At 60.3% G+C, this 24,937-nt stretch carries 24 protein-coding genes and 1 pseudogene; 14 read left to right on the top strand and 11 right to left on the bottom strand.

Annotated features, from left to right (window positions below; all coding sequences use genetic code 11):
* The first annotated feature begins 22 nt into the window (after nucleotides 1-22).
* Nucleotides 23-667 carry an orotate phosphoribosyltransferase gene (gene pyrE / locus AC1D19_RS09470; protein ID WP_477763040.1) on the top strand — a complete coding sequence of 215 codons (645 nt, stop codon included), beginning with the start codon at nucleotides 23-25 and terminating at the stop codon, nucleotides 665-667.
* A 98-nt stretch (nucleotides 668-765) separates the two neighbouring features.
* Here pyrE and argB read toward each other — a convergent pair whose 3' ends face one another.
* The 4 genes and pseudogenes from argB to coaBC form a co-directional block, all read right to left on the bottom strand.
* On the bottom strand, nucleotides 766-1,671 hold the full coding sequence (argB, locus tag AC1D19_RS09465) for an acetylglutamate kinase (RefSeq protein WP_008047078.1): 906 nt from the start codon (nucleotides 1,669-1,671) through the stop codon (nucleotides 766-768).
* 17 nt (nucleotides 1,672-1,688) lie between these two features.
* Nucleotides 1,689-3,065, bottom strand: a pseudogene (locus AC1D19_RS09460) (phosphomannomutase/phosphoglucomutase); the annotation flags it as partial.
* A 266-nt stretch (nucleotides 3,066-3,331) separates the two neighbouring features.
* Complete coding sequence (dut, locus tag AC1D19_RS09455) at nucleotides 3,332-3,787, bottom strand: dUTP diphosphatase (protein WP_007975171.1); 456 nt, start codon at nucleotides 3,785-3,787, stop codon at nucleotides 3,332-3,334.
* Between the two features lie 5 nt (nucleotides 3,788-3,792).
* On the bottom strand, nucleotides 3,793-5,001 hold the full coding sequence (gene coaBC / locus AC1D19_RS09450) for a bifunctional phosphopantothenoylcysteine decarboxylase/phosphopantothenate--cysteine ligase CoaBC (protein WP_102700099.1): 1,209 nt from the start codon (nucleotides 4,999-5,001) through the stop codon (nucleotides 3,793-3,795).
* Between the two features lie 135 nt (nucleotides 5,002-5,136).
* Between coaBC and radC the strand changes: the two genes are divergently transcribed.
* The gene (gene radC / locus AC1D19_RS09445) at nucleotides 5,137-5,811 is read left to right on the top strand and encodes a RadC family protein (RefSeq protein WP_477763039.1); all 675 of its coding nucleotides are present in this window, start codon (nucleotides 5,137-5,139) and stop codon (nucleotides 5,809-5,811) included.
* A gap of 127 nt (nucleotides 5,812-5,938) precedes the next feature.
* On the opposite strand, the gene AC1D19_RS09440 is transcribed toward radC, so the two are convergent.
* Nucleotides 5,939-7,525 carry an ABC transporter substrate-binding protein gene (locus AC1D19_RS09440; RefSeq protein ID WP_477763038.1) on the bottom strand — a complete coding sequence of 529 codons (1,587 nt, stop codon included), beginning with the start codon at nucleotides 7,523-7,525 and terminating at the stop codon, nucleotides 5,939-5,941.
* A gap of 446 nt (nucleotides 7,526-7,971) precedes the next feature.
* On the opposite strand from AC1D19_RS09440, the gene rpmB reads away from it, so the two are divergent.
* Entirely contained in the window at nucleotides 7,972-8,205 is a 234-nt protein-coding gene (gene rpmB, locus AC1D19_RS09435; protein WP_007975166.1) for a 50S ribosomal protein L28, read from the top strand.
* 11 nt (nucleotides 8,206-8,216) lie between these two features.
* On the top strand, nucleotides 8,217-8,372 hold the full coding sequence (gene rpmG / locus AC1D19_RS09430; protein WP_003177274.1) for a 50S ribosomal protein L33: 156 nt from the start codon (nucleotides 8,217-8,219) through the stop codon (nucleotides 8,370-8,372).
* Nucleotides 8,373-8,489: 117 nt separating this feature from the next.
* Here rpmG and AC1D19_RS09425 read toward each other — a convergent pair whose 3' ends face one another.
* The gene (locus AC1D19_RS09425; RefSeq protein ID WP_108217231.1) at nucleotides 8,490-8,852 is read right to left on the bottom strand and encodes a cupin domain-containing protein; all 363 of its coding nucleotides are present in this window, start codon (nucleotides 8,850-8,852) and stop codon (nucleotides 8,490-8,492) included.
* Nucleotides 8,853-9,087: 235 nt separating this feature from the next.
* On the opposite strand from AC1D19_RS09425, the gene AC1D19_RS09420 reads away from it, so the two are divergent.
* Both AC1D19_RS09420 and AC1D19_RS09415 read left to right on the top strand, forming a co-directional pair.
* Nucleotides 9,088-10,581, top strand: a complete 1,494-nt coding sequence (locus AC1D19_RS09420) for an aldehyde dehydrogenase (RefSeq protein ID WP_007996504.1) — start codon at nucleotides 9,088-9,090, stop codon at nucleotides 10,579-10,581.
* A gap of 187 nt (nucleotides 10,582-10,768) precedes the next feature.
* The gene (locus AC1D19_RS09415) at nucleotides 10,769-11,911 is read left to right on the top strand and encodes an MFS transporter (RefSeq protein ID WP_477763037.1); all 1,143 of its coding nucleotides are present in this window, start codon (nucleotides 10,769-10,771) and stop codon (nucleotides 11,909-11,911) included.
* 94 nt (nucleotides 11,912-12,005) lie between these two features.
* Here AC1D19_RS09415 and AC1D19_RS09410 read toward each other — a convergent pair whose 3' ends face one another.
* Both AC1D19_RS09410 and AC1D19_RS09405 read right to left on the bottom strand, forming a co-directional pair.
* Nucleotides 12,006-13,580, bottom strand: a complete 1,575-nt coding sequence (locus AC1D19_RS09410) for a phospholipase D-like domain-containing protein (protein ID WP_477763036.1) — start codon at nucleotides 13,578-13,580, stop codon at nucleotides 12,006-12,008.
* Between the two features lie 60 nt (nucleotides 13,581-13,640).
* A complete protein-coding gene (locus tag AC1D19_RS09405; RefSeq protein ID WP_477763035.1) occupies nucleotides 13,641-15,074 on the bottom strand; it encodes an aminotransferase-like domain-containing protein in 1,434 nt (477 codons plus the stop codon).
* A gap of 179 nt (nucleotides 15,075-15,253) precedes the next feature.
* Here AC1D19_RS09405 and AC1D19_RS09400 point away from each other — a divergent pair, with 179 nt between their 5' ends.
* Nucleotides 15,254-15,499 (top strand): DUF1127 domain-containing protein, encoded by a 246-nt coding sequence (locus tag AC1D19_RS09400; protein ID WP_477763034.1) that lies wholly within the window; start codon nucleotides 15,254-15,256, stop codon nucleotides 15,497-15,499.
* Nucleotides 15,500-15,531: 32 nt separating this feature from the next.
* Here AC1D19_RS09400 and AC1D19_RS09395 read toward each other — a convergent pair whose 3' ends face one another.
* A complete protein-coding gene (locus AC1D19_RS09395) occupies nucleotides 15,532-16,839 on the bottom strand; it encodes an NAD(P)/FAD-dependent oxidoreductase (protein WP_477763033.1) in 1,308 nt (435 codons plus the stop codon).
* 147 nt (nucleotides 16,840-16,986) lie between these two features.
* Here AC1D19_RS09395 and AC1D19_RS09390 point away from each other — a divergent pair, with 147 nt between their 5' ends.
* The gene (locus AC1D19_RS09390; RefSeq protein ID WP_477752274.1) at nucleotides 16,987-17,340 is read left to right on the top strand and encodes a YkgJ family cysteine cluster protein; all 354 of its coding nucleotides are present in this window, start codon (nucleotides 16,987-16,989) and stop codon (nucleotides 17,338-17,340) included.
* An 80-nt stretch (nucleotides 17,341-17,420) separates the two neighbouring features.
* On the opposite strand, the gene AC1D19_RS09385 is transcribed toward AC1D19_RS09390, so the two are convergent.
* On the bottom strand, nucleotides 17,421-17,909 hold the full coding sequence (locus AC1D19_RS09385; RefSeq protein WP_007975155.1) for an Lrp/AsnC ligand binding domain-containing protein: 489 nt from the start codon (nucleotides 17,907-17,909) through the stop codon (nucleotides 17,421-17,423).
* Between the two features lie 157 nt (nucleotides 17,910-18,066).
* Between AC1D19_RS09385 and dadA the strand changes: the two genes are divergently transcribed.
* The 6 genes from dadA to AC1D19_RS09355 all read left to right on the top strand — a co-directional run bounded on the left by dadA (nucleotide 18,067) and on the right by AC1D19_RS09355 (nucleotide 24,218).
* Nucleotides 18,067-19,371: a D-amino acid dehydrogenase gene (gene dadA, locus AC1D19_RS09380; protein ID WP_477752275.1), complete on the top strand. Its 1,305-nt coding sequence runs from the start codon at nucleotides 18,067-18,069 to the stop codon at nucleotides 19,369-19,371.
* Nucleotides 19,343-19,696, top strand: a complete 354-nt coding sequence (locus AC1D19_RS09375; RefSeq protein ID WP_477763032.1) for a RidA family protein — start codon at nucleotides 19,343-19,345, stop codon at nucleotides 19,694-19,696. Before dadA ends, AC1D19_RS09375 begins: the two co-directional genes overlap by 29 nt.
* 97 nt (nucleotides 19,697-19,793) lie before the next feature.
* Nucleotides 19,794-20,867 (top strand): alanine racemase, encoded by a 1,074-nt coding sequence (gene alr / locus AC1D19_RS09370; RefSeq protein WP_477763031.1) that lies wholly within the window; start codon nucleotides 19,794-19,796, stop codon nucleotides 20,865-20,867.
* 128 nt (nucleotides 20,868-20,995) lie between these two features.
* Complete coding sequence (locus AC1D19_RS09365) at nucleotides 20,996-21,544, top strand: cupin domain-containing protein (protein ID WP_008023455.1); 549 nt, start codon at nucleotides 20,996-20,998, stop codon at nucleotides 21,542-21,544.
* 182 nt (nucleotides 21,545-21,726) lie between these two features.
* Nucleotides 21,727-22,149 carry a c-type cytochrome gene (locus AC1D19_RS09360; RefSeq protein ID WP_477752300.1) on the top strand — a complete coding sequence of 141 codons (423 nt, stop codon included), beginning with the start codon at nucleotides 21,727-21,729 and terminating at the stop codon, nucleotides 22,147-22,149.
* 137 nt (nucleotides 22,150-22,286) lie between these two features.
* A complete protein-coding gene (locus AC1D19_RS09355; protein WP_477763030.1) occupies nucleotides 22,287-24,218 on the top strand; it encodes an acetyl-CoA hydrolase/transferase C-terminal domain-containing protein in 1,932 nt (643 codons plus the stop codon).
* Nucleotides 24,219-24,323: 105 nt separating this feature from the next.
* Here the strand turns inward: AC1D19_RS09355 and AC1D19_RS09350 are convergent, their stop codons facing one another.
* Nucleotides 24,324-24,896, bottom strand: coding sequence for a xanthine phosphoribosyltransferase (locus AC1D19_RS09350; protein ID WP_217829247.1), 573 nt, complete (start codon nucleotides 24,894-24,896; stop codon nucleotides 24,324-24,326).
* Between the last annotated feature and the right edge of the window lie 41 nt (nucleotides 24,897-24,937).

Below are 24,937 nucleotides of genomic sequence, written 5' to 3'. Positions count from 1 at the left end.
CGTGGTATTTGGGGTTTTTTTCATGCAAGCGTATCAGCGCGATTTCATTCGTTTTGCCATCGATCGCGGCGTTTTGCGCTTCGGTGAGTTCACCCTGAAGTCCGGGCGTACCAGTCCTTACTTCTTCAACGCCGGCTTGTTCAACTCGGGCTCGGCTCTGGCGCAACTGGGGCGTTTCTACGCCGCCGCCATTGCTGAAAGCGGCATTGCGTTCGACGTGCTGTTTGGCCCGGCCTACAAGGGCATCCCGTTGGCGGCGACCACCGCCGTGGCGCTGGCTGAACATCACAACCGTGACCTGCCATGGTGCTTCAACCGCAAGGAAGCCAAGGCCCACGGCGAAGGCGGCAGCCTGGTCGGCGCACCGTTGACCGGCGATGTGCTGATCATCGATGACGTAATCACCGCTGGCACCGCGATCCGTGAAGTGATGCAAATCATCGCTTCCCAGGACGGCGCCAAGGCCGCTGGCGTGCTGATCGCCCTGAACCGTCAGGAGCGTGGCAACGGCGAATTGTCGGCGATCCAGGAGGTCGAGCGTGACTTCGGCATCCCGGTGATCAGCATCGTTTCGCTGAATCAGGTGCTGGAGTTCCTGGCTGATGACCCGCAGCTCAAGCAGCATTTGCCGGCAGTAGAAGCGTACCGCGCCCAGTACGGCGTCTAACGCAATACCCTGCAGGTAGGTGCAAATTCCGCAGGGATCGCATACAAAAAGACCCCGCTCAGCCAGGCCGAGCGGGGTCTTCTTGTTTGCGCTATCGCTTAAGGACGCTTGCGATTGCTGATCAGGGTGCCCACGCCGGTATCGGTGAAGATTTCCAGCAGGATTGCGTTCGGCACGCGACCGTCAATGATCAGCGAGCTGCCCACGCCGCCCTGGACCGCTTCCAGTGCGCAGCGGATCTTCGGCAGCATGCCGCCGTAGATGGTGCCGTCGGCGATCAGGTCGTCGACTTGCTGGGTTGTCAGGCCGGTCAGGACCGTGCCCGACTTGTCCATCAGGCCGGCAATGTTGGTCAGCAGCATCAGCTTCTCGGCTTTCAACGCTTCGGCGACTTTACCGGCCACCAGGTCAGCGTTGATGTTGTACGACTCGCCGTTGGCACCGACACCGATGGGCGCGATCACCGGAATGAAATCGCCCTTGACCAGCAGGTTCAGCAGATCGGTGTTGATCCCGACCACTTCGCCCACATGGCCGATGTCGATGATTTCCGGGGTGGTCATTTCCGGGGTCTGACGGGTAACGGTGAGCTTCTTCGCGCGAATCAGCTCGGCGTCTTTCCCGGTCAGGCCGATGGCGCTACCGCCGTGACGGTTGATCAGGTTGACGATGTCCTTGTTGACCTGGCCGCCAAGGACCATTTCCACCACGTCCATGGTCGCGGCGTCGGTGACGCGCATGCCGTCGACGAAATGGCTCTCGATCGACAGGCGCTTGAGCAGGTCACCGATTTGCGGGCCGCCACCGTGAACCACCACCGGGTTGATGCCCACGGCCTTCATCAGCACGATGTCGCGGGCGAAGCCGGTTTTCAGCTCCTCGCTTTCCATCGCGTTGCCGCCGTATTTGATCACCAGTGTCTTGCCGACATAACGGCGGATGTAAGGCAACGCTTCGGACAGGACCTTGGCGGTGTTGGCGGCGGCTTCGCGTTCGAGGGTCATTCAGGGCTCCGGGTGAATCAGAACGGTAGTTGGAGATCAGGTGCAACGCGCTTGAGCTGGATGTGGAACACATCCTTGATGCGTTGCAGTTCAGCCTCGTCATCGGCCTCGAAACGCAGCACCAGCACCGGTGTGGTGTTGGATGCGCGTACCAGGCCCCAGCCTTTGGCATAGTCGACTCGCACGCCGTCAATGGTGGTCAGGTCAGCGCCTTCGCCCCACTGCGCATCGTGCAATGCATCAATGATGCTGAATTTGCTCTCTTCGGTCACATGGATATTGATTTCCGGCGTAGAAATATCGTTCGGGAAGGTCGCGAACAGCTCTTCGGCCGAGGATTTTTCTTTGCTGAGGATCTCCAGCAAGCGTGCGGCGCTGTAGATGCCGTCGTCGAAACCGAACCAGCGCTCCTTGAAAAAGATGTGCCCGCTCATTTCGCCAGCCAGCAGGGCGCCGGATTGTTTCATTTTCTTTTTGATCAACGAGTGACCGGTCTTCCACATTAACGACCGGCCGCCGTATTCCTTGATCAGCGCAAACAGGCGGCGGGTGCATTTGACGTCGAAGATGATCTCGGCGCCCGGGTTGCGCGCCACGACGTCGCGGGCAAACAGCATCAGCAGGCGGTCCGGGTAGACGATGCTGCCGGTGTTGGTCACCACACCGACGCGGTCGCCATCGCCATCGAAGGCCAGGCCGATATCGGCCTTGGTTTCCTTGACCTTGTTGATCAGGTCCACGAGGTTTTCAGGCTTGCCCGGGTCCGGGTGGTGGTTTGGGAAGTTGCCGTCCACTTCGCAGAACAGCGGGATGACTTCGCAGTTCAGCGCTTCGATCAGTTGCGGGGCAATCACGCCGGCCGCGCCGTTGCCGCAGTCGACGACCACTTTCAGGCGACGGGCCAGCTTGATGTCCTGGACGATTTCAGTGGTGTAGCGGTCGAGGATCTCGACCTGGGTGATGCTGCCCTGGCCGCTGCTCAGGTTGTTGGTCTTGAGGCGGTCATGCAGGGCCTGGATCTGTTCGTTGGCCAAGGTGTCGCCGGCAATGACGATCTTGAAGCCGTTGTAGTTCGACGGGTTGTGGCTGCCGGTAAGCATCACGCCGGATTTGCCGGCGAGCACGTTGGCGGCGTAGTAGAGCGCCGGAGTCGGGACCAGGCCGACATCACTGACGTGGCAGCCGCTGTCGGCGATGCCTTTGATCAGTTGTGCGACCAGTTCCGGGCCGGACAAGCGGCCATCGCGACCGACGGAAACGTTTGGCTCGCCCTGGGCCAGGCTTTGGGAGCCGACGGCGCGGCCGATCCAGTAAGCGGTTTCAGCGTTCAGGAATTCCGGAACGGTGCCGCGAATGTCATAGGCGCGGAAGATGCTGTCAGGGAACTTGGGTGCGACTTTGGCCGGGGTGTTCATCTGTGGAAATGCTCCATCTCGAAAGTGGCTGGACAGGCCGCCGATTCATTCGGCGGCAGGTTCAAACTGAAGGGTATGACGGCGTTTTCCACAGAGAGTTCGTGGTATGAAAGGGCCATGACGCCCCTGACGGCAGGGGTTTGACCGGGCAATGCCTTGATTTTCGGTGCTAAACCTTGCAGATGACAATTTGAATTTTGTGGCGAGGGAGTCCGTTCCCCCACCACAAGAAGCGCGTGTCCGGATCAGCGGGTGCCGGTATGGCCGAAACCGCCAGTGCCGCGCTCGGTTTCAACAAACTCTTCAACCATCTCGAAGTGAGCCTGCACCACCGGCACCAGCACCAGTTGCGCCAGGCGCTCGCCGACCGGCATGGTGAATTCGGTCTGGCCACGGTTCCAGCAGGAAACCATCAATGGGCCCTGGTAGTCGGAGTCGATCAGGCCCACCAGGTTGCCCAGCACGATGCCGTGCTTATGGCCCATCCCCGAGCGCGGCAGAATCAGCGCCGCCAGGTTCGGGTCGCCGATATAGACCGACAGGCCAGTGGGGATCAGCACGGTTTCACCCGGCTTGATCACGGTGTCCTGTTCCAGCATGGCGCGCAGGTCGAGGCCGGCGGAGCCCGGTGTGGCGTATTGCGGCAGCGGGAATTCGGTACCGATGCGGGGGTCGAGGATCTTGGCTTGCAAAGCGTGCATGTAAATTAAACCTGGTTCAGACGTTCGGCGATAAAAGTGATCAGCTGGCGAGCAATCTTGCTCTTGCTGGTCTGGGCGAAGAGTGTGGCGTGTAGCTCACGGTCGATCACGCTGCAGGCGTTTTCTTCGCTGTTGAAGCCAATGCTCGGGTTGGCGACGTCGTTGGCGACGATCAAATCGAGGTTCTTGTCTTTCAGCTTGCGCGCAGCGTAATCGAGCAGGTGTTCGGTCTCGGCGGCAAAACCGACACTGAACGGGCGGTCGGGGCGGGTGGCGATGGTGGCCAGGATGTCCGGGTTACGCACCATCTGTAGCAACAAGCCGTCGCCGTTCGTAGGGTCTTTCTTGAGTTTCTGTGGGGCAACGACTTCCGGGCGGTAGTCCGCAACGGCTGCCGAGGCGATGAACAGGTCGCAAGGGATCGCCGCTTCGCAGGCAGCGAGCATGTCGCGGGCGCTGACTACATCGATGCGAGTGACGCGATCCGGGGTCGGCAGATGCACGGGACCGGTGATCAGGGTCACACGGGCACCGGCTTCCACGGCGGCTTCGGCCAGGGCAAAGCCCATTTTCCCGGAACTATGGTTGGTGATGTAACGCACCGGGTCGATGTTTTCCTGGGTCGGGCCGGCCGTGATCAGCACGTGTTTACCGGTCAGGGCCTGACGCTGAAAGCAGTCGGCGGCGCACTGGGCCAGTTCAAGGGCTTCGAGCATGCGCCCCAGCCCGACGTCGCCGCAGGCCTGGCTGCCGGAGGCCGGGCCGAAGACCTTGATGTCGCGGCTTTCGAGGGTTTGCAGGTTGGCCTGGGTCGCCGGGTCGCGCCACATGGCCTGGTTCATTGCCGGTGCAACGGCGACCACTGCGTCGGTGGCCAGCACCAGCGTGGTCAGCAGGTCGTCGGCAATGCCTTGGGCCAGACGGGCGATCAGGTCCGCTGTGGCGGGGGCGATCAGCACCAGGTCGGCCCATTTTGCCAGCTCGATGTGGCCCATGGCCGCTTCGGCCGCCGGGTCCAGCAGGTCCAGGTGGACCGGGTGCCCGGACAGGGCCTGCATGGTCAGCGGGGTGATGAACTCTGCGCCGCCACGGGTCATTACCACGCGCACTTCGGCGCCCTGGTCGATCAGGCGGCGAACCAGGTCGGCGCTCTTGTAGGCGGCGATACCGCCGCCGACGCCCAGAACAATGCGTTTCCGATACAGCCGCTGCATAGGCTTGCCTTTCAATTCGTTGGTGACTTACGTGGCGAAACCCCCTCCCCAGGGTGAATTCGTCCGCAAAAAAGATGGGCTACGATATCACAGCGACCGCTATGGAACAGCGGTGCCCACAGACAGGGAGGTGCTATGAGTATTCGCGATTGGCCGGCGGCGGAACGACCACGGGAGAGGTTGCTTGAACAGGGCGCGGGAAGCCTTTCGGACGCCGAATTGCTGGCGATTTTTTTACGCACGGGCGTGGTAGGTAAAAGCGCCGTAGATTTGGCGCGACACCTGTTGAATCAGTTTGGCAGCCTGCGTTTGCTGCTTGAGGCCGATCAGGAAACGTTCAGCAAGCAGTTGGGACTTGGACCAGCGAAATTTGCACAGTTGCAGGCTGCGCAAGAAATGAGCAGGCGTCATCTGGCCGAACGTGCGCGCCAAAAATCGGCACTGGAGAATCCGCAGGCGGTTCGTGAGTACCTGAAGTCGATGCTGCGCCACGAGCCTCACGAGGTATTTGGTTGCCTGTTTCTCGATTCCAAGCATCAGGTACTAGGGTTTGAGACGCTGTTTCGCGGCTCCATCGACAACACCAGTGTTCATCCGCGAGAGGTGGTCAAACGCGCCTTGGCCAACAACGCAGCGGCATTGATCCTCTGCCACAACCATCCTTCGGGCAACACCGACCCCAGTCAGTCCGACCGGGTGCTGACCAAGCGCCTGCAAAAGGCGCTGGAGTTGATTGATGTGCGGGTGCTTGACCATTTCATCATCGGCGACGGCGATCCGTTGTCGATGGCGGAGTATGGGTGGATGTGAGCGGGATGATGCGACCCCCTGTAGGAGCGAGCCTGCTCGCGATGGCGTCGTGTCATTCAACTTGTCCGATAACTGAAAGAATGCAATCGCGAGCAGGCTCACTCCTACAGGTTTTGTGTATGGTGGGTTATTTGATATTGACCTTCGAGTAATCCTGTCGGCCGAACGGGCTGACCGAGTACCCCTCGACATCCTTGCGTGTCAGCGCGAATGCCGTCGGGTGGGCCAGGGGCAACCACAGTGCCTGCTGCTGGATCTGCGCCTGGGCCTGTTCGTAGAGCTTGCTGCGCACACCTTGCTCGCCAGTGGTCTTGCCGGCGCTGATCAGCTTGTCCAGATCCTGATTGCAGTAGCGGGCGAAGTTGGTGCCGGACTTGACCGCGGCGCAGGAAAACTGCGGCGTGAGGAAGTTGTCCGGGTCACCGTTGTCGCCGGCCCAGCCCATGAACAGCAAGTCGTGTTCACCGGCCTTGGCGCGGCGGATCAGCTCGCCCCATTCGATCACGCGGATTTCAGCCTGAATGCCGATTTCCGCGAGGTCAGACTGAAGCAATTGAGCGCCGAGGCTTGGGTTGGGGTTAAGCAGGCTGCCGGAAGGGCGGGTCCAGATGGTGGTCTGGAAGCCTTCCTTGAGTCCGGCCTTGGCCATCAAGGCTTTGGCCTTCGCGATGTCGTGAGGGTAGCCCGGCAGGTTTTTCGCGTAGCTCCAGGTGTTGGGCGGGTACGGACCGTTGGCCGCCTCGGCGGTGTCCTCGAACACGGCTTTGACATAGCTGACCTTGTCGAAGGCAAGGTTGATGGCCTGACGCACTTCTGGCTTGTCCAGCGGCGGATGCTGGCTGTTGATGCCGACGAATGCGGTCATGAACGCGTCAGTCTTTTCGACTTTCAGGGCCGGCTCTTTCAGCGCTTCCTGTACGTCCAGAGGCTTGGGCGACAGGGCGATCTGGCATTCGTTACGGCGCAATTTCTGCAGGCGCACGTTGGCATCCGGCGTGATGGCGAAAATCAGCGGATCTACAGAGGGTTTGCCGCCGAAGTATTCGGGGTTGGCTTTGTAGCGAACCGAGGCGTCCTTCTGGAAACGGGTGAAAACGAACGGCCCCGTGCCGATCGGCTGGCTGTTGAGCTTCTCCGGCGTGCCGGCCTTCATCAGTTTGTCGGCGTATTCGGCCGAATAGATCGAGGCGAAGCCCATGCTCAGGGTCGCCAGCAAGGTCGAATCCGGGTGGTCGAGGGTGAAGCGCACGGTCTGCGGGTCGAGGGCGTCGATCTTCTTGATCAGGGCCGGCAGTTGCATCGATTGCGCATGGGGGAAGCCGCTCTGGGCGACTTTGTGCCACACATTGGCCGGGTCGAGCATGCGGTCGAAGCTGAAAATCACGTCTTCGGCGTTCAGGTCACGCGTCGGGGTGAAGTACTCGGTGCGATGGAATTTCACCTGCGGGTGCAACTTGAAGACGTAGGTCAGGCCGTCGGGGCTGACTTCCCAGCTGTCGGCGAGGCTGGCGACCACTTTGCCACTGGCCGTGTCGAAGTCCACCAGGCGATTCATCAGCACATCGGCCGAGGCGTTGGTGGTGGTCAGCGAGTTGTACTGCACCACATCGAACCCTTCAGGGCTGGCCTCGGTGCAGACGCTCAGGGCGGCGGCAAAGGCCTGTGGGCTCAGCAGAAGCGGGGCGAACAACAGCGGTAGGGCAGCAAGGCGCATGGTCGGCTTCCTTTTCAGGTCGAAGGCCCATCTGCAAGTGCAGTCTGGAAAAGGCTTACCCTAGTGGGCTCTTTTGCAAATGACTATCCCCTTTTTCATTTTAAGGGGACTATAGGCGACTGAATTTGCTGTGCCACGGCTGAGCAAACTCTCTGGTTGGCTCGGTTAGCGATACTCTGCGACGAGCGGTCGCCATCGACGATAGCCTTTGTCCAAGGCGCTCGGAGTCCGAAAAACGGGGTTTTTGTGAATTCAACGCACACCGAATGTTGTTGCTCTCCAGTCTTTCTGGTATAAAGCAGCGCTCTTTTCTAGGGGCCCGGTTCCTTCACTGTAGGTGTAGCCGGTAAGACCTCTAAAGAAACGCGGCGCCTGGCGCCAAATGACTGAGAGATTAAGCGGCCAACCCATGCCGGGTTGGGCATGTGGTTTTAGAGGGCTGAGGCATGTCTAGAGTATGTCAAGTTACCGGTAAGGGTCCGGTAACCGGGAATAACATTTCCCACGCAAACAACAAAACCCGTCGTCGTTTCCTGCCGAACCTGCAGCATCACCGCTTCTGGGTTGAAGAAGAGAAACGTTTTGTGCGTCTGCGCGTATCTGCCAAAGGCATGCGTATCATCGACAAGCGTGGCATCACTGTCGTGCTGGCCGAACTTCGCCGCGATGGCAAGGTTTAAGGGAGCTAATCATGCGTGAATTGATTCGTTTGATTTCGAGCGCCGGTACTGGTCACTTCTACACTACCGACAAGAACAAGCGTACTACCCCGGACAAAATCGAGATCAAGAAATATGATCCGGTTGTTCGCAAGCACGTGATCTACAAAGAAGGCAAAATCAAGTAATTGATTTTTCCCTCTTACAAAAAAGGCCCGTATCGCGAGATACGGGCCTTTTTTGTTGCCTGAGGGTTTTTGTGTCGGCTTTCAGGGGCTCTTCGCCGGCTCAAACACCTGAAATCTTCAAGCCTTCTGTTCAAACGCCACGTAGATCTTGCGGCATGGCTCCAGCACTTCCCAGGTGCCTTTGAACCCGGCCGGAATGACGAAGCGGTCTCCGGCGCGCAAGGTCTTGGCGTTGCCGTCGCTGTCGCGCAGCACCGAAACACCCTGAACGATTTCGCAGTATTCGTGTTCGGTGAAGTTCACCGTCCACTGGCCGACGGCACCTTCCCACACACCGGCGTTCAACTGACCACAAGGGCTATTGTAGTGGTTGTAAACCGCTTGCTCCGGGTCGCCCTTGAGCACTTTGGTCGGGTCCGGACGGTAGCGTTCGGCGGCGGTGGTAGCCTGGCTGAAGTCGACGACGTTCTGGATGTTCATTGTTGTTATCCCTCCGTGATTACGGCGCGAGTGGTTGGTCAGCCCAAAGTCTATGTTTATTAAAATGAACATCGCAAGGCCATTTGCCGGCGTTATGTCAAATATATTGAAACTTCATGGGCGGCTGGTTTAGGGTGGTGGATGCCTTGGGCCGATAAGCAGGCTGGCCGGGCAGAATTCCTGACAGCGCCCGCGAAGAACGCGGGTGTCGTATCAATAAGAGGAGGACACTCGCATGACCACCCTGACCCGTGCCGACTGGGAACAACGTGCCCGCGACCTGAAAATCGAAGGCCGCGCCTATATCAATGGCGAATACACCGACGCCGTCTCCGGCGAGACTTTCGAGTGCATCAGCCCGGTCGATGGCCGTCTGCTGGGCAAGATTGCCAGCTGTGACGCCGCCGACGCCCAGCGCGCCGTGGAAAACGCCCGCGCCACCTTCAATTCCGGTGTCTGGTCGCGCCTGGCGCCGACCAAGCGCAAATCCACCATGATCCGTTTCGCCGGCCTGCTCAAGCAGCACGCCGAAGAGCTGGCCCTGCTTGAAACCCTGGACATGGGCAAGCCGATCAGCGACTCCCTGTACATCGACGTTCCCGGCGCGGCGCAAGCCCTGAGCTGGAGCGGCGAAGCCATCGACAAGATCTACGACGAAGTCGCTGCAACCCCGCACGATCAACTGGGCCTGGTGACTCGTGAGCCCGTTGGCGTGGTCGGCGCCATCGTGCCGTGGAACTTCCCGCTGATGATGGCGTGCTGGAAACTGGGCCCGGCGCTGTCCACCGGTAACTCGGTGATCCTCAAGCCGTCGGAAAAATCGCCGCTGACGGCGATTCGCATCGCTGAGCTGGCTGTCGAAGCCGGCATCCCGAAAGGCGTTCTGAACGTGTTGCCGGGTTACGGTCACACCGTCGGCAAGGCCCTGGCCCTGCACAACGACGTCGACACCCTGGTGTTCACCGGTTCGACCAAGATCGCCAAGCAGCTGTTGATCTACTCCGGCGAGTCGAACATGAAGCGCGTCTGGCTCGAAGCAGGCGGCAAGAGCCCGAACATCGTGTTCGCCGATGCGCCGAACCTGCAAGACGCTGCCGAAGCGGCTGCCGGTGCCATCGCCTTTAACCAGGGCGAAGTTTGCACCGCCGGTTCGCGCCTGCTGGTGGAGCGTTCGATCAAGGATAAATTCCTGCCGCTGGTGATCGAAGCGCTGAAAACCTGGAAGCCGGGCAACCCGCTGGACCCGGCGACCAACGTTGGTGCGCTGGTTGATACCCAGCAGATGAACACCGTGCTGTCTTACATCGAGTCCGGTCATGCCGACGGCGCCAAGCTGGTGGCCGGTGGCAAGCGTACGCTCCAGGAAACGGGCGGCACTTACGTTGAGCCGACGATTTTCGACGGTGTGAGCAACGCGATGAAAATCGCCCAGGAAGAAATCTTCGGCCCGGTACTGTCGGTCATCGCATTCGACAGCGCAGAAGAAGCCATCGCCATTGCCAACGACACACCATATGGCCTGGCCGCTGCGGTCTGGACGGCCGACATTTCCAAGGCTCACCTCACCGCCCGCGCACTGCGTGCCGGTAGCGTGTGGGTCAACCAGTACGATGGCGGCGACATGACCGCTCCGTTCGGTGGCTTCAAGCAGTCCGGCAATGGTCGCGACAAGTCCCTGCACGCGTTCGACAAGTACACCGAGCTGAAGGCGACCTGGATCAAGTTGTAAGTCAGTGAGGGAGCTCGATGGTTAAGTCGGGCGTCCTGAACGACGCAGATCCCCTGTGGGAGCGAGCTTGCTCGCGATAGCGGTGTAACAGTCGACTTCAATGTTGAATGTTGTACCGCTATCGCGAGCAAGCTCGCTCCCACAGTGTTTTGTGTTGTACATAAAAATATCCACAGGAGCGTGGAACATGCGTTGGGCGACGTATTTCGCCGTTTTGGCATCTGTCCTGAGTGTCGGCCTGGCCCTGGGGGTCAGCATGCCGCTGGTGTCGTTTCGCCTGGAAAGCTGGGGCTACGGCTCGTTTGCCATTGGTGTGATGGCGGCGATGCCGGCCATCGGTGTCCTATTGGGGGCGAAAATCTCCAGCCATCTGGCGGCGCGTTTCGGCACGGCCAATCTGATGCGCCTGTGCCTGTGGGCCGGGGCGGTTTCGATCGGTTTGCTGGCGCTGTTGCCGAGCTATCCGATCTGGTTGGTGTTGCGCCTGATGATCGGGGTGATCCTCACCCTCGTATTCATCATCGGTGAAAGCTGGATCAACCAACTGGTGGTCGAGCAATGGCGCGGGCGGTTGGTGGCGCTGTATGGCAGCAGCTACGCACTGAGTCAGCTGGCCGGACCGGTGTTGTTGGGCTTCCTTGGCGCCGAGCACGATTATGGTTTTTGGGTCGGCGTCGGTTTGCTGATGGCTGCTCCGTTTCTGTTGCTGGGGCGCAGTGGTGCGCCGAGCAGCGAGGCCAGCAGCGTAACCCTGCGTGATTTGCTTGAGTTCTGCCATGGCCTGCCGGCGATTGCCTGGGCGGTGTCGCTGTTCGCCGCGTTCGAGGCGATGATTCTGACGCTGTTGCCGGTCTATTGCCTGCGCCAGGGCTTCACCACGGAGATCGCCCTGGCGATGGTCAGTACGGTGGTGGTCGGCGATGCAGTGCTGCAATTGCCGATTGGTGCGTTGGCCGATCGCTTGTCACGCCGTGCATTGTTTACCGGCTGCGCAGTCGTCTTGCTGCTGTCGAGTCTGGCGATTCCAATGCTGATCGACACGCTGCTGATCTGGCCACTGTGGGTGTTGTTCGGCGCCAGCGCTGGCGGGTTATTCACCTTGTCGTTGATCCTGATCGGCGAGCGTTATCGCGACGATGCGTTGGTACGGGCTAACGCCCACATCGCCCAGCTGTGGGGGATTGGTTGCCTGATCGGGCCGCTGCTGGCGGGCGCCGGCAGCCAGTGGATCAGCGGTCATGCGTTGCCGTTGCTGATGGCGGTGGGGGCCTTGGGCGTATTGATCGTGGTGTCGCGGCAAGGTGCGTTTGGTACCGCGCAACCGGCATAGCTCAAAAGATCAAAAGATCGCAGCCTTCGGCAGCTCTTACAGGGGATCGCAATTCAATGTAGGAGCTGCCGAAGGCTGCGATCTTTTGAGGGTTCTACAACATCTTCTCCAGCCCAACCGTATTGCTCAGCCACGCATTGAATCGCCGCCACCAACTCCCTGGCTCCTTGGTCAGGGTGTGCATTTTTCCGTCGTCTTCGGTGGTCCAGACGATCTGACCGGTTTCCAGCTCCACCTGATAACTCAGGGCCGGCGCCATACCCTGCAGTGCCAGTTCGCGGACCCGTGCGGCCAACTCCGGACTGTCCACCAGCACGCCGACTTCGGTGTTCCACAGTACCGAGCGCGGATCGAAATTGAACGAGCCGATAAAGGACTTCTGCTGGTCGAAGATCATCGCCTTGCTGTGCAGGCTGGATTCAGAGCCGTGATAGGCGTTGCTGGAAAAAAGATACGGCCCGCTACCGCTGTCGCCTCCCTCGCCGGGTTGGCGACGCAATTCGTACAGCTTCACGCCGTGCTCCAGCAGTGCCCTGCGATAGGGCGCGTAACCACCGTGTACAGCGGGAACGTCCGTGGCTTCCAGTGAATTGGTCAGCAAGCTCACGGAAACGCCGGCATCGGCGCGCCCGGTCAGGTACACCAGTCCCGGCTGGCCGGGCACAAAGTAGGCCGAGATCATGATCAGCTCTTTGCTGACGTTATTGAGTTCAGGTGCGAGTTGCGTGGTCAGCAGCAACTGCGGATCGGGTTCGCCCTTGGCCAGTACCTTGCTCGGCGCATCCCACAATGCCTGGTTCCAGGCCCAGATCAGTTCGCGGCGCCAGATGTCCAGGCGTGGGTGGGTGGTGAAGGTCATCAGGTGTTTGTAGAGCGTGTGATTCTGTTTGCGCGTTTCCGCCAGGGACTCTTCCAGTCGGGCGCGAGTGTTTTCCAGGTCATGGGGTGTGGGTTTGCTCGACAGGAATTCGTCGATCGGTTTACTCAGGGCGCTGTTCCAGTACTGGTCGAAACTGTGCCCGAGTTGCTCGGCGACGGGGCCGACACCGAGCATGTCGATGTCAGTGAAATTCATGTTGGGCTTGGCATCGTAATACTCATCCCCCAGATTGCGTCCGCCGACGATGGCCATGCTGTTGTCCGCCAGCAACAGCTTGTTGTGCATGCGTCGATGTTGTTGCGACAGATTGAACAGCCGGCCCACGGTACGGGTCACGCCGGTGCTGCGGCCAAGATTCAGCGGATTGAACACGCGGATCTGGATTTTCGGATGCGCGGCGAGGGTGGCGATGACGCGGTCCAGGCCGTCGCTGGCGGTGTCGTCGAGCAGTACCCGCACCCGCACGCCCCGGTCGGCGGCCTTGAGCAACTCCTCGATCAACATGCGCGTGCTGATGCCGTCGTGCACGATGTAGTACTGCAAGTCGAGGCTGCTTTGGGCGTTACGGATCAGTTCGGCGCGGGCGGTGAAGGCCTCGGTGCTGTCTGACAGCAGGCGAAAGCCCGATTGCCCCTTGTAAGGTGCAGCCTGTGCCTGGACCGAGCGACCGAATGCGGAGTCTGAAGCCGGCAACGCCTGGCTCGGCACACGCTGAGCGTCGAAGCTGGAGCAACCGCCCAGGAACGTGGCGAGCAGCAAAAGAGCAAGCAGGGGTTGTCTGGCTCTCACGTAGGATCGTTCCGTTTGGCGGTGCAGATAGGCATATGGACGCTGATTCCCGAAGAAAAGTCAGTCACTGAGCTGATCGGTTTCCGCCAGCAGTTTGATCGCTGTCGCACCGACCTTGCGCACCGCGTCTTCGATCTGCGGTGTTGGTTTGGCAGCGTAGTTCATGCGCAGGCAATTGCGGTACTTGCCCGAGGCGGAAAAGATGCTGCCCACGGCAATCTGTACGCCCTGGTCGTGCAATGCACGATTCAGTTTCAGGGTGTCGAAGCTGTCCGGTAGCTCCACCCACAGCATGAAGCTGCCTTGCGGACGACTGGCACGGGTGCCGGCCGGGAAGTAGCGGCTTACCCAATCGATCATCAGGTCGCGATTGCGATGGTATTGCGTGCGCATCCGCCGCAAATGCGGTTCGAAGTGGCCACCTTTAAGGAATTCGGCGATGGCGATCTGCGGTTGTGGGGCAGTGGAACCGGTGCTGATGTATTTCATGTGCAGCACCCGTTCCAGATAGCGGCCGGGCGCGACCCAACCGATGCGCAGGCCCGGGGCCAAGGTCTTGGAAAACGAACTGCACAACAGGACCCGACCGTCCTCGTCGAAGGACTTGATCGTGCGTGGACGCGGGTAGGTGTAGGCCAGTTCGCCATACACATCGTCCTCGATGATCGCCACGTCATAGCGCTGGGCAAGCGTCAGTAACGCGCGTTTACGCGACTCCGGCATGATGTAGCCCAACGGATTGTTGCAGTTGGGGGTCAACTGTATGACCTTGATCGGCCACTGCTCCAGGGCCAGTTCCAGCGCTTCGAGACTGATGCCGGTCAGCGGATCGGTGGGGATTTCCAGGGCTTTCATGCCCAGGCCCTTGAGGGTCTGCATCGCGCCGTGAAAGCTCGGCGAGTCCACCGCGACAATGTCGCCGGGTTCGCAGATCGCCCGAATGCTGGTGGACAGCGCTTCGTGGCAACCCGTGGTGACGACCAGATCACTGGCGCTCAACTGGCAGCCGGAATCGAGCATCAGGCGAGCGATCTGTTCGCGCAGTTCGAGGTTGCCGTGGATGTTGTCGTAATACAGGCCAGGCATGTCCTGCCGCCGGCTGATTCGCGCCAGGTCGCGCAGCAGCGGTTTCATGGTCGGACTGGTGATGTCCGGCATGCCGCGGCCCAGTTGCACCACGTCTTTGCGCGGCACGGCGCGGATCAATTCCAGCACCTGATCCCATTGAGAGATGTCCACCGGGCGCTGGGCCGGGCGACCGACCGCCGGCAAATCCGGCAATTCGCGACTGGCAGGAACGAAGTACCCGGACTTGGGCCGTGGCATGGCCAGCCCGCTGTCTTCCAGCACCCGGTAGGCCTGCTGCACCGTGCTCAGGCTGACGCCGTGCTCGACGCTCAGCGCCCGTACCGAGGGCAGCCGGTCACCGGGGCGATAGAAGCCCTGTTCGATACGTGTGCCGAGCAACTCGGCGAGGTTGACGTAAAGGGTCATGGTGCAGCCTCGATAGGGGTGATTCGGTTAACCAGTACAGATCGAGCGAAAAATTGGGATTCAGTGGTGGAATCGGCAAAACTGTATGGAGTTAATACAGTTGTTTTGAATCTGTAATGCTTTTGCGCGCCCACGCATCATGGAGCCTCTGGTTACCCAAGTAAACAGGAGCATCCAAGATGAACGGTTTGAGCGATGTGCGGCTGACGTTACACAGTCAGGAACTGGCGGCAGAGCAGAACAACGGCGCGCGGGAGGCGGGCATGCGCAATGCGTCGTCCGGCCAGAGTCACTGGGACCGATTCTGGCGTCGCCTGCACACGCGCAAGGCCTTGCTGGCCCTGACGGCTGACCAGCTCAAGGATATCGGGCTGACGCGGGAGCAGGCGCGGGAGGAGGGGCTGAAGCCTTTCTGGCACCTGTAAGATGAACCGCGTTCCCGACAGATGAATGGAGTTCAGCGAAGCTCTTTCAATCGATGCCACAACATCCCCAACGCCAGCAACGGCGAACGCAAATGCTTGCCGCCGGGGAAGGTGATGTGTGGCACCTTGGCAAACAGATCGAAGCCGCCGCTGTGCTGGCCGCTGATAGCTTCGGCCAGCAGCTTGCCGGCCAGGTGCGTGGCATTCACGCCATGACCGGAATAGGCCTGGGCGTAGTACACGTTTGGCTGGTCCTTGAGTCGTCCGATCTGCGGCAGGCGATTGGCACCGATGCCGATCATGCCGCCCCATTGGTAATCGATCTTCACTGCGCTCAGTTGCGCAAAGACCTCCAGCATTTTCGGGCGCATATACGCGGCGATGTCTTTCGGGTCGCGGCCCGAGTAATGGCAGGCGCCGCCAAACAGCAGGCGCCGGTCCGCCGAGAGCCGGTAATAATCCAGCGCCACTCGCTGGTCACAGACCGCCATGTTCTGCGGCAGCAGGGCGTGGGCCAGTTCTTCGCTCAATGGTTCGGTGGCGATGATGTAACTGCCGGCGGGCAGGACTTTTCCGCTGAGTTCCGGATTGAGGTTGTTGAGGTAGGCATTGCAGCCCAGCACCAGGGTTTTGGCGCGCACCGAGCCCTCGGCGGTATGGACCTTGACCTCGGGGCCATAGTCGATGCGGGTCACGGCCGAGTGCTCGAACAACTGGACCCCCAGATGTTGTGCCGCGGCTGCTTCGCCCAAGGCCAGGTTCAGTGGATGCAGGTGCCCCGAGCCCATGTCGATCAGGCCGCCGACGTAACGTGTGGAGCCGACCACGGTGTGCATCTCATTGGCTTGCAGCAATCGGGTCTCGTAGCGATAACCGAGGCTGCGCAATTCTTCGGCATCCTCGGCGAATCCTTCAAGGTCACGGGGCTTGTTGGCGAGGTCGCAGTAACCCCAGGTCAGGTCGCAGGGGATCTGGAAGCGCTCGACCCGTTGCCGGACGATTTCCACGGCTTCCAGGCCCATGAGTTTCATCTGCCGTACGCCTTCGATGCCGATGATGTTAGCGAATTGATCGAGGCCGTGGCCGACGCCGCGAATCAGCTGCCCGCCGTTGCGTCCACTGGCGCCCCAACCAATTTTATGGGCTTCAAGCAACACCACGCTGAGGCCACGCTCGGCCAGCTCAAGCGCCGTGTTCAACCCCGAAAACCCGCCGCCCACCACACAGACATCGGCCAGCACTTCGCCTTTGAGCGCCGCAAGTTCGGGCTGCGGCAGGCTGCTGGCGGCGTAGTAGGAAGCTGTGTGGTTCAGAGCAGGCTGTTGAGCACGGGCATTCATGTGCGTGATCCTGGTTCTTGCTTTTAGAAAACTTGACGGAGCATAAGCCGGACCTTTCCGGGCGGGCAACATTGGTCGGCTGGTACTGTCTGGATCGGAGCTTTTGCGTCAGAATCCCGCTCTATTCCGCTATTGGTCACCGCTGCAATGAGCTGCAACAGCCAGACAATCCGCACATTGCGACAACAGATTCCCTCGTTCGAGTGCGTTCCCGGCTGCCATGACTGCTGCGGGCCGGTGACCACCTCGCCGGAAGAAATGTCGCGCCTGCCGCGCAAGACCCGCGCCGAGCAGGATGCCGCCATGGAAGAACTCAACTGCGTGCATCTGGGGCCGAATGGTTGCACGGTGTATGACGAGCGGCCGCTGATCTGCCGGTTGTTCGGCACCACCAAGACCTTGCCGTGCCCGAATGGGCGCGGGCCGGTGGAGCTGATTCATCCGCGGGTGGAGACGCAGGTGTTTGAGTACATGGCCAACACTCGGCAGGTGTTGGTTTAAAAGATCGCAGCCTGCGGCAGCTCCTACAAAAAGCGTGTGTACACCCGTAGGAGCTGCCGCAGGCTGCGATCTTTTGATTTTCAATCCGGAATCGGCAAGGTCAGGCTCTCCTTCACCTCTTCCATCACGATATAGCTCTTGGACTCGCGCACATGGGGCAACTTGAGCAGGATGTCGCCCAGCAACTTGCGGTACGACGCCATCTCGGAAATCCGCGCCTTCACCAGGTAGTCGAAATCCCCTGACACCAGATGACACTCCAGCACGTGGGGCAATTTCAGCACCGCACGTCGGAACTCTTCGAAAGTATCGCCGGATTTGTAGTCCAGGCTGATCTCGACGAACACCAGCAGACTACCCTTCAGGTGCTGCGGATTGAGCCTGGCGTTGTAGCCCATGATGATCCCTTCGCGCTCCAGACGCCGGACCCGCTCAGTACAGGGCGTGGTCGAGAGCCCGACCTTTTCTCCAAGCTCCGTAAAGGAAATCCGCCCGTCCGCTTGCAGGATCCGCAGGATGTTGCGGTCGATCTTGTCCAGCTCACGTTTGGTCTGAGTGTTGGTACGCATAGGGGATGCGCCTCCGTGAAAAGGGTTTTTGCCGAGAATTGTCGCCAAATATAGGCGCTTATATAGTGAAAAGCACTGGCAAATCTTTTTTACACTGCGCGCATCTGAAGCTCAGAATAACAAACGTCAGCGGTTAGCCGCGATGAGGGATATGAAAATGCGCGTCATGGTCTTGGGTAGCGGCGTCATCGGTACCACCAGTGCTTATTATCTGGCCCGTGCCGGATTCGAAGTGGTGGTGGTCGACCGGCAGCCGGCTGCTGCCATGGAGACCAGTTTCGCCAACGCCGGGCAGGTCTCGCCGGGTTATGCCTCGCCGTGGGCCGCGCCGGGCGTGCCGCTCAAGGCCATCAAGTGGCTGTTGCAGCGCCACGCGCCGCTGGCGATCAAGGCCACTGCCGACATCGACCAGTACCTGTGGATGGCACAGATGCTGCGTAACTGCACCGCCAGCCGTTACGCGGTGAACAAGGAGCGCATGGTCCGCCTGTCCGAGTACAGCCGTGACTGCCTCGACGAACTGCGTGCCGAAACCGGCATCGCCTACGAAGGCCGCAGCCTCGGTACTACCCAGTTGTTCCGCACCCAGGCCCAGCTCGACGGCGCGGCGAAAGACATCGCCGTGCTGAAAGAGTCCGGCGTGCCGTTCGAACTGCTCGACCGCGAAGGCATTGCCCGCGTTGAGCCGGCGCTGGCCAGCGTCACGGACATCCTCGCCGGTGCCCTGCGCCTGCCGAACGACCAGACTGGCGACTGCCAGATGTTCACCACCAAGCTTGCAGAAATGGCCGCAAACCTCGGTGTGCAATTCCGTTTCGGCCAGGACATTCAGCGCCTCGACTTCGCCGGTGACCGCATCAACGGTGTGTGGATCGACGGCAAGCTGGAAACCGCCGACCGCTACGTGCTGGCCCTCGGCAGCTATTCGCCGCAGCTGCTCAAGCCGCTGGGGATCAAGGCGCCGGTGTATCCGCTCAAGGGCTACTCCCTGACCGTGCCGATCACCAACCCGGCGATGGCCCCGACTTCGACCATTCTCGACGAGACCTACAAGGTCGCGATCACCCGTTTCGACAACCGCATCCGCGTCGGCGGCATGGCTGAAATTGCCGGTTTTGACTTGTCGCTGAACCCGCGCCGGCGCGAAACCCTGGAGATGATCGTCAACGACCTTTATCCTCAGGGCGGCAATCTGGCCGAGGCCAGCTTCTGGACGGGCCTGCGTCCGACCACTCCGGACGGCACCCCGATTGTCGGCGGAACAAAGTTCAAGAACCTGTTCCTGAACACCGGTCACGGCACTCTCGGCTGGACCATGGCCTGTGGCTCCGGTCGCTTGCTGGCTGACCTGATGGCGAAGAAAAAGCCACAGATCAGCGCCGAAGGCCTCGATATTTCCCGTTATGACAACAAAACCCAGGAGCCTGCAAAGCATGTCAGTCCAGCGCCAGCTCACCAATGAGCGCATGAGTCAGATCGTCACCCATAACGGCACGGTTTACCTGGCCGGACAGGTCGGCGATGACATGAACGCCGGGATTGAACAGCAGACCCGTGAAACCCTCGCCAACATCGAGCGGTTGCTCGATCTGGCGGGCACCGACAAGCACAATCTGTTGTCGGTGACGATTTACCTGAAAGACATCGACGCGCATTTCGAAGGCATGAACGCGGTGTGGGACAAGTGGCTGCCAAAAGGCGTCGCCCCGGCCCGCGCCACGGTTGAATCGAAATTGTGCGAACCGCAAATCCTGGTCGAGCTGTCGGTTGTCGCCGCTCTGCCATAAGCTTTCAGACAGATCCCTCTCCCGGTGCTGCTGGCGGTTCACGCCGTCAGCCAGCGCCGGTTTTTCTTCCCGATAACCCGACCAGAAGTCTGCCGCCATGCGTCCTGCCCGTGCCCTGATCGACCTTCAAGCCCTGCGCAATAACTACCAAATCGCCCGTGAGCTCACGGGGGCCAAAGCCCTCGCGGTGATCAAGGCCGATGCCTATGGCCATGGCGCTGTGCGATGCGCACAAGCGCTGGAAGCCGAGGCGGACGGGTTTGCCGTGGCCTGCATTGAAGAGGCGTTGGAGCTGCGGGCGGCGGGCATTCGTGCGCCGATCCTGCTGCTGGAAGGTTTTTTCGAAGCCGACGAGCTGGCACTGATCGTCGAGCATGATTTCTGGTGCGTGGTGCATTCGCTGTGGCAACTCGAAGCCATCGAGAAAGCGGCGTTGAGCAAACCGATCACGGTGTGGCTCAAGCTCGACTCGGGCATGCACCGGGTTGGCCTGCATCCGGCGGATTATCAGGCGGCCTACCAACGACTGCTGGCCAGCGGCAAGGCCGCGAAAGTGGTGCTGATGAGCCACTTTGCGCGCGCCGATGAGTTGCACGAACAGGCCAGCGCCGATCAGGTTGCGGTGTTCGAGGCCGCGCGCAAGGGCCTGGACGCCGAGGTCAGCCTGCGCAACTCGCCAGCAGTGCTCGGTTGGCCACAGATTCCGAGCGATTGGGTGCGTCCGGGCATCATGCTCTATGGCGCCACGCCGTTCGAAGAAGCCAATGAAGTGGCTGCGCGCCTGCAACCGGTGATGACGCTGGAATCGAAAGTGATCAGTGTGCGTGAACTGCCGGCCGGCGAGCCCGTCGGTTACGGCGCCAGATTCATCACCTCCAAACCGATGCGCATTGGCGTCGTGGCCATGGGGTACGCCGATGGCTACCCGCGTTCGGCACCGACCGGCACGCCGGTGTTGGTGGCTGGTCAGCGTAGCCAGCTGATTGGCCGGGTATCGATGGACATGCTCTGCATCGACCTGACCGATGTGCCGCAGGCCGGCCTCGGTTCGACCGTCGAATTGTGGGGCAAAAACATCCTCGCCAGTGATGTGGCCATGGCTGCCGGCACGATTCCATACCAGATATTCTGCAACCTGCGCCGAGTGCCACTGCTCTATTCCGGGGCTTAGTGCCCGAAGCTCCAGACCGGAAGTCGCCTCGCTGAACAGGATTCAGGTCAAAGTGTTGTAAATACTGAACGCTGTCGCCATGATAACGCTCACTATTCCAACAATTTTGAATCCTGGAGGCGCAAGCTTTGGACGTCGGTGAACGACTGCAATCCATCCGTAGGCTCAAAGGCCTTTCCCAGCGTGAGCTCGCCAAACGGGCGGGGGTCACCAACAGCACGATTTCGATGATCGAAAAGAACAGCGTGAGCCCTTCGATCAGTTCGCTGCGCAAGGTGTTGGGCGGGATTCCCATGTCCATGGTCGAGTTCTTTTCCGAAGAAATCCTGCAGGAAAAACCGACTCAGATCGTCTACAAGGCCAACGAGCTGATCGATATTTCCGATGGCGCGGTGACCATGAAACTGGTCGGGCGTGCCCATCCGAGCCGGGCGATCGCATTCCTCAATGAAATCTATCCGCCAGGCGCCGACACCGGTGACGAGATGCTCACCCATGAGGGTGAGGAAACCGGCATCCTGGTCGAAGGAAAACTGGAACTGGTGGTCGGTCTCGAAACTTTTGTCCTCGAAGCCGGCGATAGCTACTACTTTGAAAGTACCAAGCCACACCGTTTCCGTAATCCGTTCGATGTGCCGGCGCGACTAATCAGCGCAGCCACGCCGGCGAACTTCTAAGAAAAGAGGCGTCCTGCCAGCATCGCAGAGGCGCCCGGGCTGTGTTTCCGCCGCAGCCTATGACCCCTCCGACTTTGGGGTTGTTTCAGTGCGACGGGCTTACCGCTATACTTGCGCCCGCCTGCGAACCGTGGCCGTAGGCGTGACTAGCCACCATTGAGGGTGAACGCGTGAACCTAATTATGAAAATGCTGGCTGCACCAGCAACCGTATTGGCCCTATGGGCTGTCAGTGTCAGCGCTCAAGCTGTGACCAACGACGAAATCGCCAAACGCCTTGAGCCAGTCGGCCAGGTTTGTGTTCAGGGTAAAGAGTGCAAGGGCATGGAAGTGGCCGCTTCAGCCGGTGGCGGCGGTGGTGCGAAAACCCCGGATGAAGTGATTGCAAAACATTGCAACGCTTGCCACGGTTCAGGCCTGTTGGGCGCGCCGAAAATCGGTGATGCCGCCGCTTGGGGCGAGCGTGCCAAGAAAGAAGGTGGTGTTGACGGCCTGCTCGCCAAGGCGATCTCCGGCCTCAACTCGATGCCGCCAAAAGGCACCTGCGCCGATTGTGCAGACGCCGAGCTCAAAGGCGCCATCCAGAAGATGTCCGGCCTGAAATAAGCCTGAGTCTTGCTGCTGAAAAGCCGCTATCGAGCGGCTTTTTTGTGCCTGTAATTTGACCCTGGCGGCTGTTCATTGCAGCAAAGACCCGGCAAGCTCGGACCAACCCCAATTCATGGAGCGTGAGGGAGGATCCGATGGTTCAGCTGTGTTCTATCGAGCAGGCGGTCGATGACGTACTGGCGCGGTTGCCGGTCCACATTCACATGGGCCTGCCCCTTGGCTTGGGCAAACCCAACCACTTCGTCAACGCGTTGTATCGACGTATCGCGCAACTGCCCGAGCGGCGGCTGACGATCTACACCGCGCTGTGCCTGGGCCGTCCGCCCTTGGGCGACGGATTGCAAAAGCGATTTCTCGAACCCTTTATCGAACGCGTGTTCGGCGATTACCCGGAACTGGAATTTCTCGCCGACCTGCGTCGCGACCAACTGCCGGGCAACATCCATATCCAGCAGTTCTTCATGCAGCCTGGCAGCCTGCTCAACAGTGCCGCGGCGCAGCAGGATTACGTCAGCAGCAACTACAGCCATGCGGCGCGGGACATCAACGCCGCCGGGTTGAACCTGGTGGCGCAATTGGTGGCCAGCGATGCCGAACATCCCGACCGCTTGAGCCTGAGCTGCAACCCGGACATCACCCTCGACCTGCTGCCGATGATTGCCAAGCGCCGCGCCGCCGGAGAAACCATCCTGATGGTCGGCCAGGTGCACAACGATCTGCCTTACATGCCCGGCGATGCGGAACTCGGCATCGACACCTTCGACTTGCTGATCGACCAGAAGGACAACACCACGCTGTTCTCCACGCCGAATATGCCGGTGGGGTGTCAGGACCATTTCATCGGCCTGCACGCCAGTACCCTGGTGCGTGACGGCGGCACCTTGCAGATCGGCATCGGTTCCATGGGCGATGCGCTGACGGCAGCGCTGCTGGCACGGCAAGCCGACAACGACGGATACAGCGCTTTGCTGGCAGACGTAAACCTTAGCCAGTGGGCGCAACTGATCGAGCGCGAAGGCGGCATCGAACCCTTCGCCAAGGGTCTGTACGGCTGCAGTGAAATGTTCGTCAATGGCTTGCTGGTGCTGGCCGATGCCGGGATCGTGCGGCGCAAGGTGTATCCAGACGTGGCTACCCAACAGCAGGCGAATGCCGGCACCCTCGACGAGACTGCGCAAACCGATGGCATCTCGGTGCACGGCGGATTTTTCCTCGGTCCGCGCAGCTACTACGAGCGTTTGCGCGAGTTGCCGCAAAGCAAGCGGCTTGCATTCAATATGACCCGCATCAGCTACATCAACGAGCTCTACGGCCAGGAAGAACTCAAGCGCTTGCAACGCCTGGATGCGCGGTTCATCAACACCGCGTTCACCGTGACCTTGCTCGGTGCGGCGGTGGCGGATCAGCTCGAAGACGGACGTGTGCTCAGCGGCGTAGGCGGGCAATACAACTTCGTGGTTCAGGGCCATGCGCTGGCAGGCGCGCGCTCGGTGTTGCTGCTGCGCAGCTGGCGCGAGTCCGGCGGCGACGTCAGCTCGAACATCGTCTGGGAGTATGGTCACTGCACGATTCCGCGGCATCTGCGGGACATCGTGGTCACCGAGTACGGCATCGCCGATCTTCGCGGCAAAACCGATGCGGCAGTGATTGAGGCCTTGCTCAATATCAGCGACTCGCGTTTTCAATCGGGATTGATCGAGCAGGCGCAGAAAGTCGGCAAATTGCCCAAGGACTTTCGTCTCGAACCACGCTTTACCGATAACAGTCCGCAGCGTTTGCAGGCGATTCAGGCACGGCATCCGCTGCTGTTTCCAGAGTATCCGCTGGGCTGCGATTTCACCGAGGTCGAGCGTGTTCTGTTGCGGGCACTGAACTGGCTCAAGAGCAAGTTCAAGCTGAGCGAGGTGCTGGAATTGGGCAAGGCAGCGTTGGATGCCCCGGAGCCTGCAGCGTTTGCGGAGCATCTGGAGCGCATGCAACTGGCCAACTCGGAGGGGCTGAAGGAGGATTTGTATCAGCGCCTGCTGCTCACAGGCCTCAAGGCGACTGCACGCGCTCGCTTGTAGGAGCTGGCTTGCCAGCGAAGGCGGCGTGACAAACAACAAAGATGTTGGATGTGATGGCCTCTTCGCTGGCAAGCCAGCTCCTACAGGGGGCATTGCGGTGTGGCTTTATTCGATGAAGGTCACAACGCCATCTTTCAGCGACTTCACCCGGGCCAGGGACTCTACGCGATAACCCTGCGAGTCCAGTTCCGCACGGCCGCCCTGGAATGACTTCTCGATCACGATCCCCAAACCGGCAACGGTAGCGCCGGCCTGTTTGATGATCGAAATCAGCGCCTGGGACGCCTTACCGTTGGCCAGGAAGTCATCGATGATCAGCACACGGTCGCTGCTGGTCAGGTGGCGCGGGGAGATCGCGACGGTGCTTTCGGTCTGCTTGGTGAACGAGTACACGGTTGCCGACAGAAGGTTTTCGGTCAGGGTCAGGGACTGGTGCTTGCGGGCGAAAATCACCGGCACGCCGAGGTTCAGACCGGTCATGATCGCCGGGGCGATGCCCGAGGCTTCGATGGTGACGATCTTGGTGATGCCCGAATCCTTGAACAGCGTGGCGAATTCGTCGCCGATCAGCTTCATCAGGGCCGGGTCGATCTGGTGGTTCAGAAAGGCGTCGACTTTCAGGACCTGGTCGGAAAGCACGATGCCTTCTTCGCGAATTTTCTTGTGCAGGGCTTCCATGAAGCTGTCCTCTTTTGGCGCCTGTGCGCCGAAGGTCATGT

Source organism: Pseudomonas sp. P1_C12 (assembly GCF_056406435.1).
This window is presented reverse-complemented; position numbering and strand designations above follow the sequence as displayed.

What these genes read in the sequence shown, in the direction of transcription:
- pyrE (WP_477763040.1), top strand. Translation starts at nt 23, where the DNA reads ATGCAAGCGTATCAGCGCGATTTCATTCGTTTTGCCATCGATCGCGGC.
- argB (WP_008047078.1), bottom strand. Translation starts at nt 1,671, where the DNA reads ATGACCCTCGAACGCGAAGCCGCCGCCAACACCGCCAAGGTCCTGTCC.
- dut (WP_007975171.1), bottom strand. Translation starts at nt 3,787, where the DNA reads ATGCACGCTTTGCAAGCCAAGATCCTCGACCCCCGCATCGGTACCGAA.
- coaBC (WP_102700099.1), bottom strand. Translation starts at nt 5,001, where the DNA reads ATGCAGCGGCTGTATCGGAAACGCATTGTTCTGGGCGTCGGCGGCGGT.
- radC (WP_477763039.1), top strand. Translation starts at nt 5,137, where the DNA reads ATGAGTATTCGCGATTGGCCGGCGGCGGAACGACCACGGGAGAGGTTG.
- AC1D19_RS09440 (WP_477763038.1), bottom strand. Translation starts at nt 7,525, where the DNA reads ATGCGCCTTGCTGCCCTACCGCTGTTGTTCGCCCCGCTTCTGCTGAGC.
- rpmB (WP_007975166.1), top strand. Translation starts at nt 7,972, where the DNA reads ATGTCTAGAGTATGTCAAGTTACCGGTAAGGGTCCGGTAACCGGGAAT.
- rpmG (WP_003177274.1), top strand. Translation starts at nt 8,217, where the DNA reads ATGCGTGAATTGATTCGTTTGATTTCGAGCGCCGGTACTGGTCACTTC.
- AC1D19_RS09425 (WP_108217231.1), bottom strand. Translation starts at nt 8,852, where the DNA reads ATGAACATCCAGAACGTCGTCGACTTCAGCCAGGCTACCACCGCCGCC.
- AC1D19_RS09420 (WP_007996504.1), top strand. Translation starts at nt 9,088, where the DNA reads ATGACCACCCTGACCCGTGCCGACTGGGAACAACGTGCCCGCGACCTG.
- AC1D19_RS09415 (WP_477763037.1), top strand. Translation starts at nt 10,769, where the DNA reads ATGCGTTGGGCGACGTATTTCGCCGTTTTGGCATCTGTCCTGAGTGTC.
- AC1D19_RS09405 (WP_477763035.1), bottom strand. Translation starts at nt 15,074, where the DNA reads ATGACCCTTTACGTCAACCTCGCCGAGTTGCTCGGCACACGTATCGAA.
- AC1D19_RS09400 (WP_477763034.1), top strand. Translation starts at nt 15,254, where the DNA reads ATGAACGGTTTGAGCGATGTGCGGCTGACGTTACACAGTCAGGAACTG.
- AC1D19_RS09395 (WP_477763033.1), bottom strand. Translation starts at nt 16,839, where the DNA reads ATGAATGCCCGTGCTCAACAGCCTGCTCTGAACCACACAGCTTCCTAC.
- AC1D19_RS09390 (WP_477752274.1), top strand. Translation starts at nt 16,987, where the DNA reads ATGAGCTGCAACAGCCAGACAATCCGCACATTGCGACAACAGATTCCC.
- AC1D19_RS09385 (WP_007975155.1), bottom strand. Translation starts at nt 17,909, where the DNA reads ATGCGTACCAACACTCAGACCAAACGTGAGCTGGACAAGATCGACCGC.
- dadA (WP_477752275.1), top strand. Translation starts at nt 18,067, where the DNA reads ATGCGCGTCATGGTCTTGGGTAGCGGCGTCATCGGTACCACCAGTGCT.
- AC1D19_RS09375 (WP_477763032.1), top strand. Translation starts at nt 19,343, where the DNA reads ATGTCAGTCCAGCGCCAGCTCACCAATGAGCGCATGAGTCAGATCGTC.
- alr (WP_477763031.1), top strand. Translation starts at nt 19,794, where the DNA reads ATGCGTCCTGCCCGTGCCCTGATCGACCTTCAAGCCCTGCGCAATAAC.
- AC1D19_RS09360 (WP_477752300.1), top strand. Translation starts at nt 21,727, where the DNA reads ATGAAAATGCTGGCTGCACCAGCAACCGTATTGGCCCTATGGGCTGTC.
- AC1D19_RS09355 (WP_477763030.1), top strand. Translation starts at nt 22,287, where the DNA reads ATGGTTCAGCTGTGTTCTATCGAGCAGGCGGTCGATGACGTACTGGCG.
- AC1D19_RS09350 (WP_217829247.1), bottom strand. Translation starts at nt 24,896, where the DNA reads ATGGAAGCCCTGCACAAGAAAATTCGCGAAGAAGGCATCGTGCTTTCC.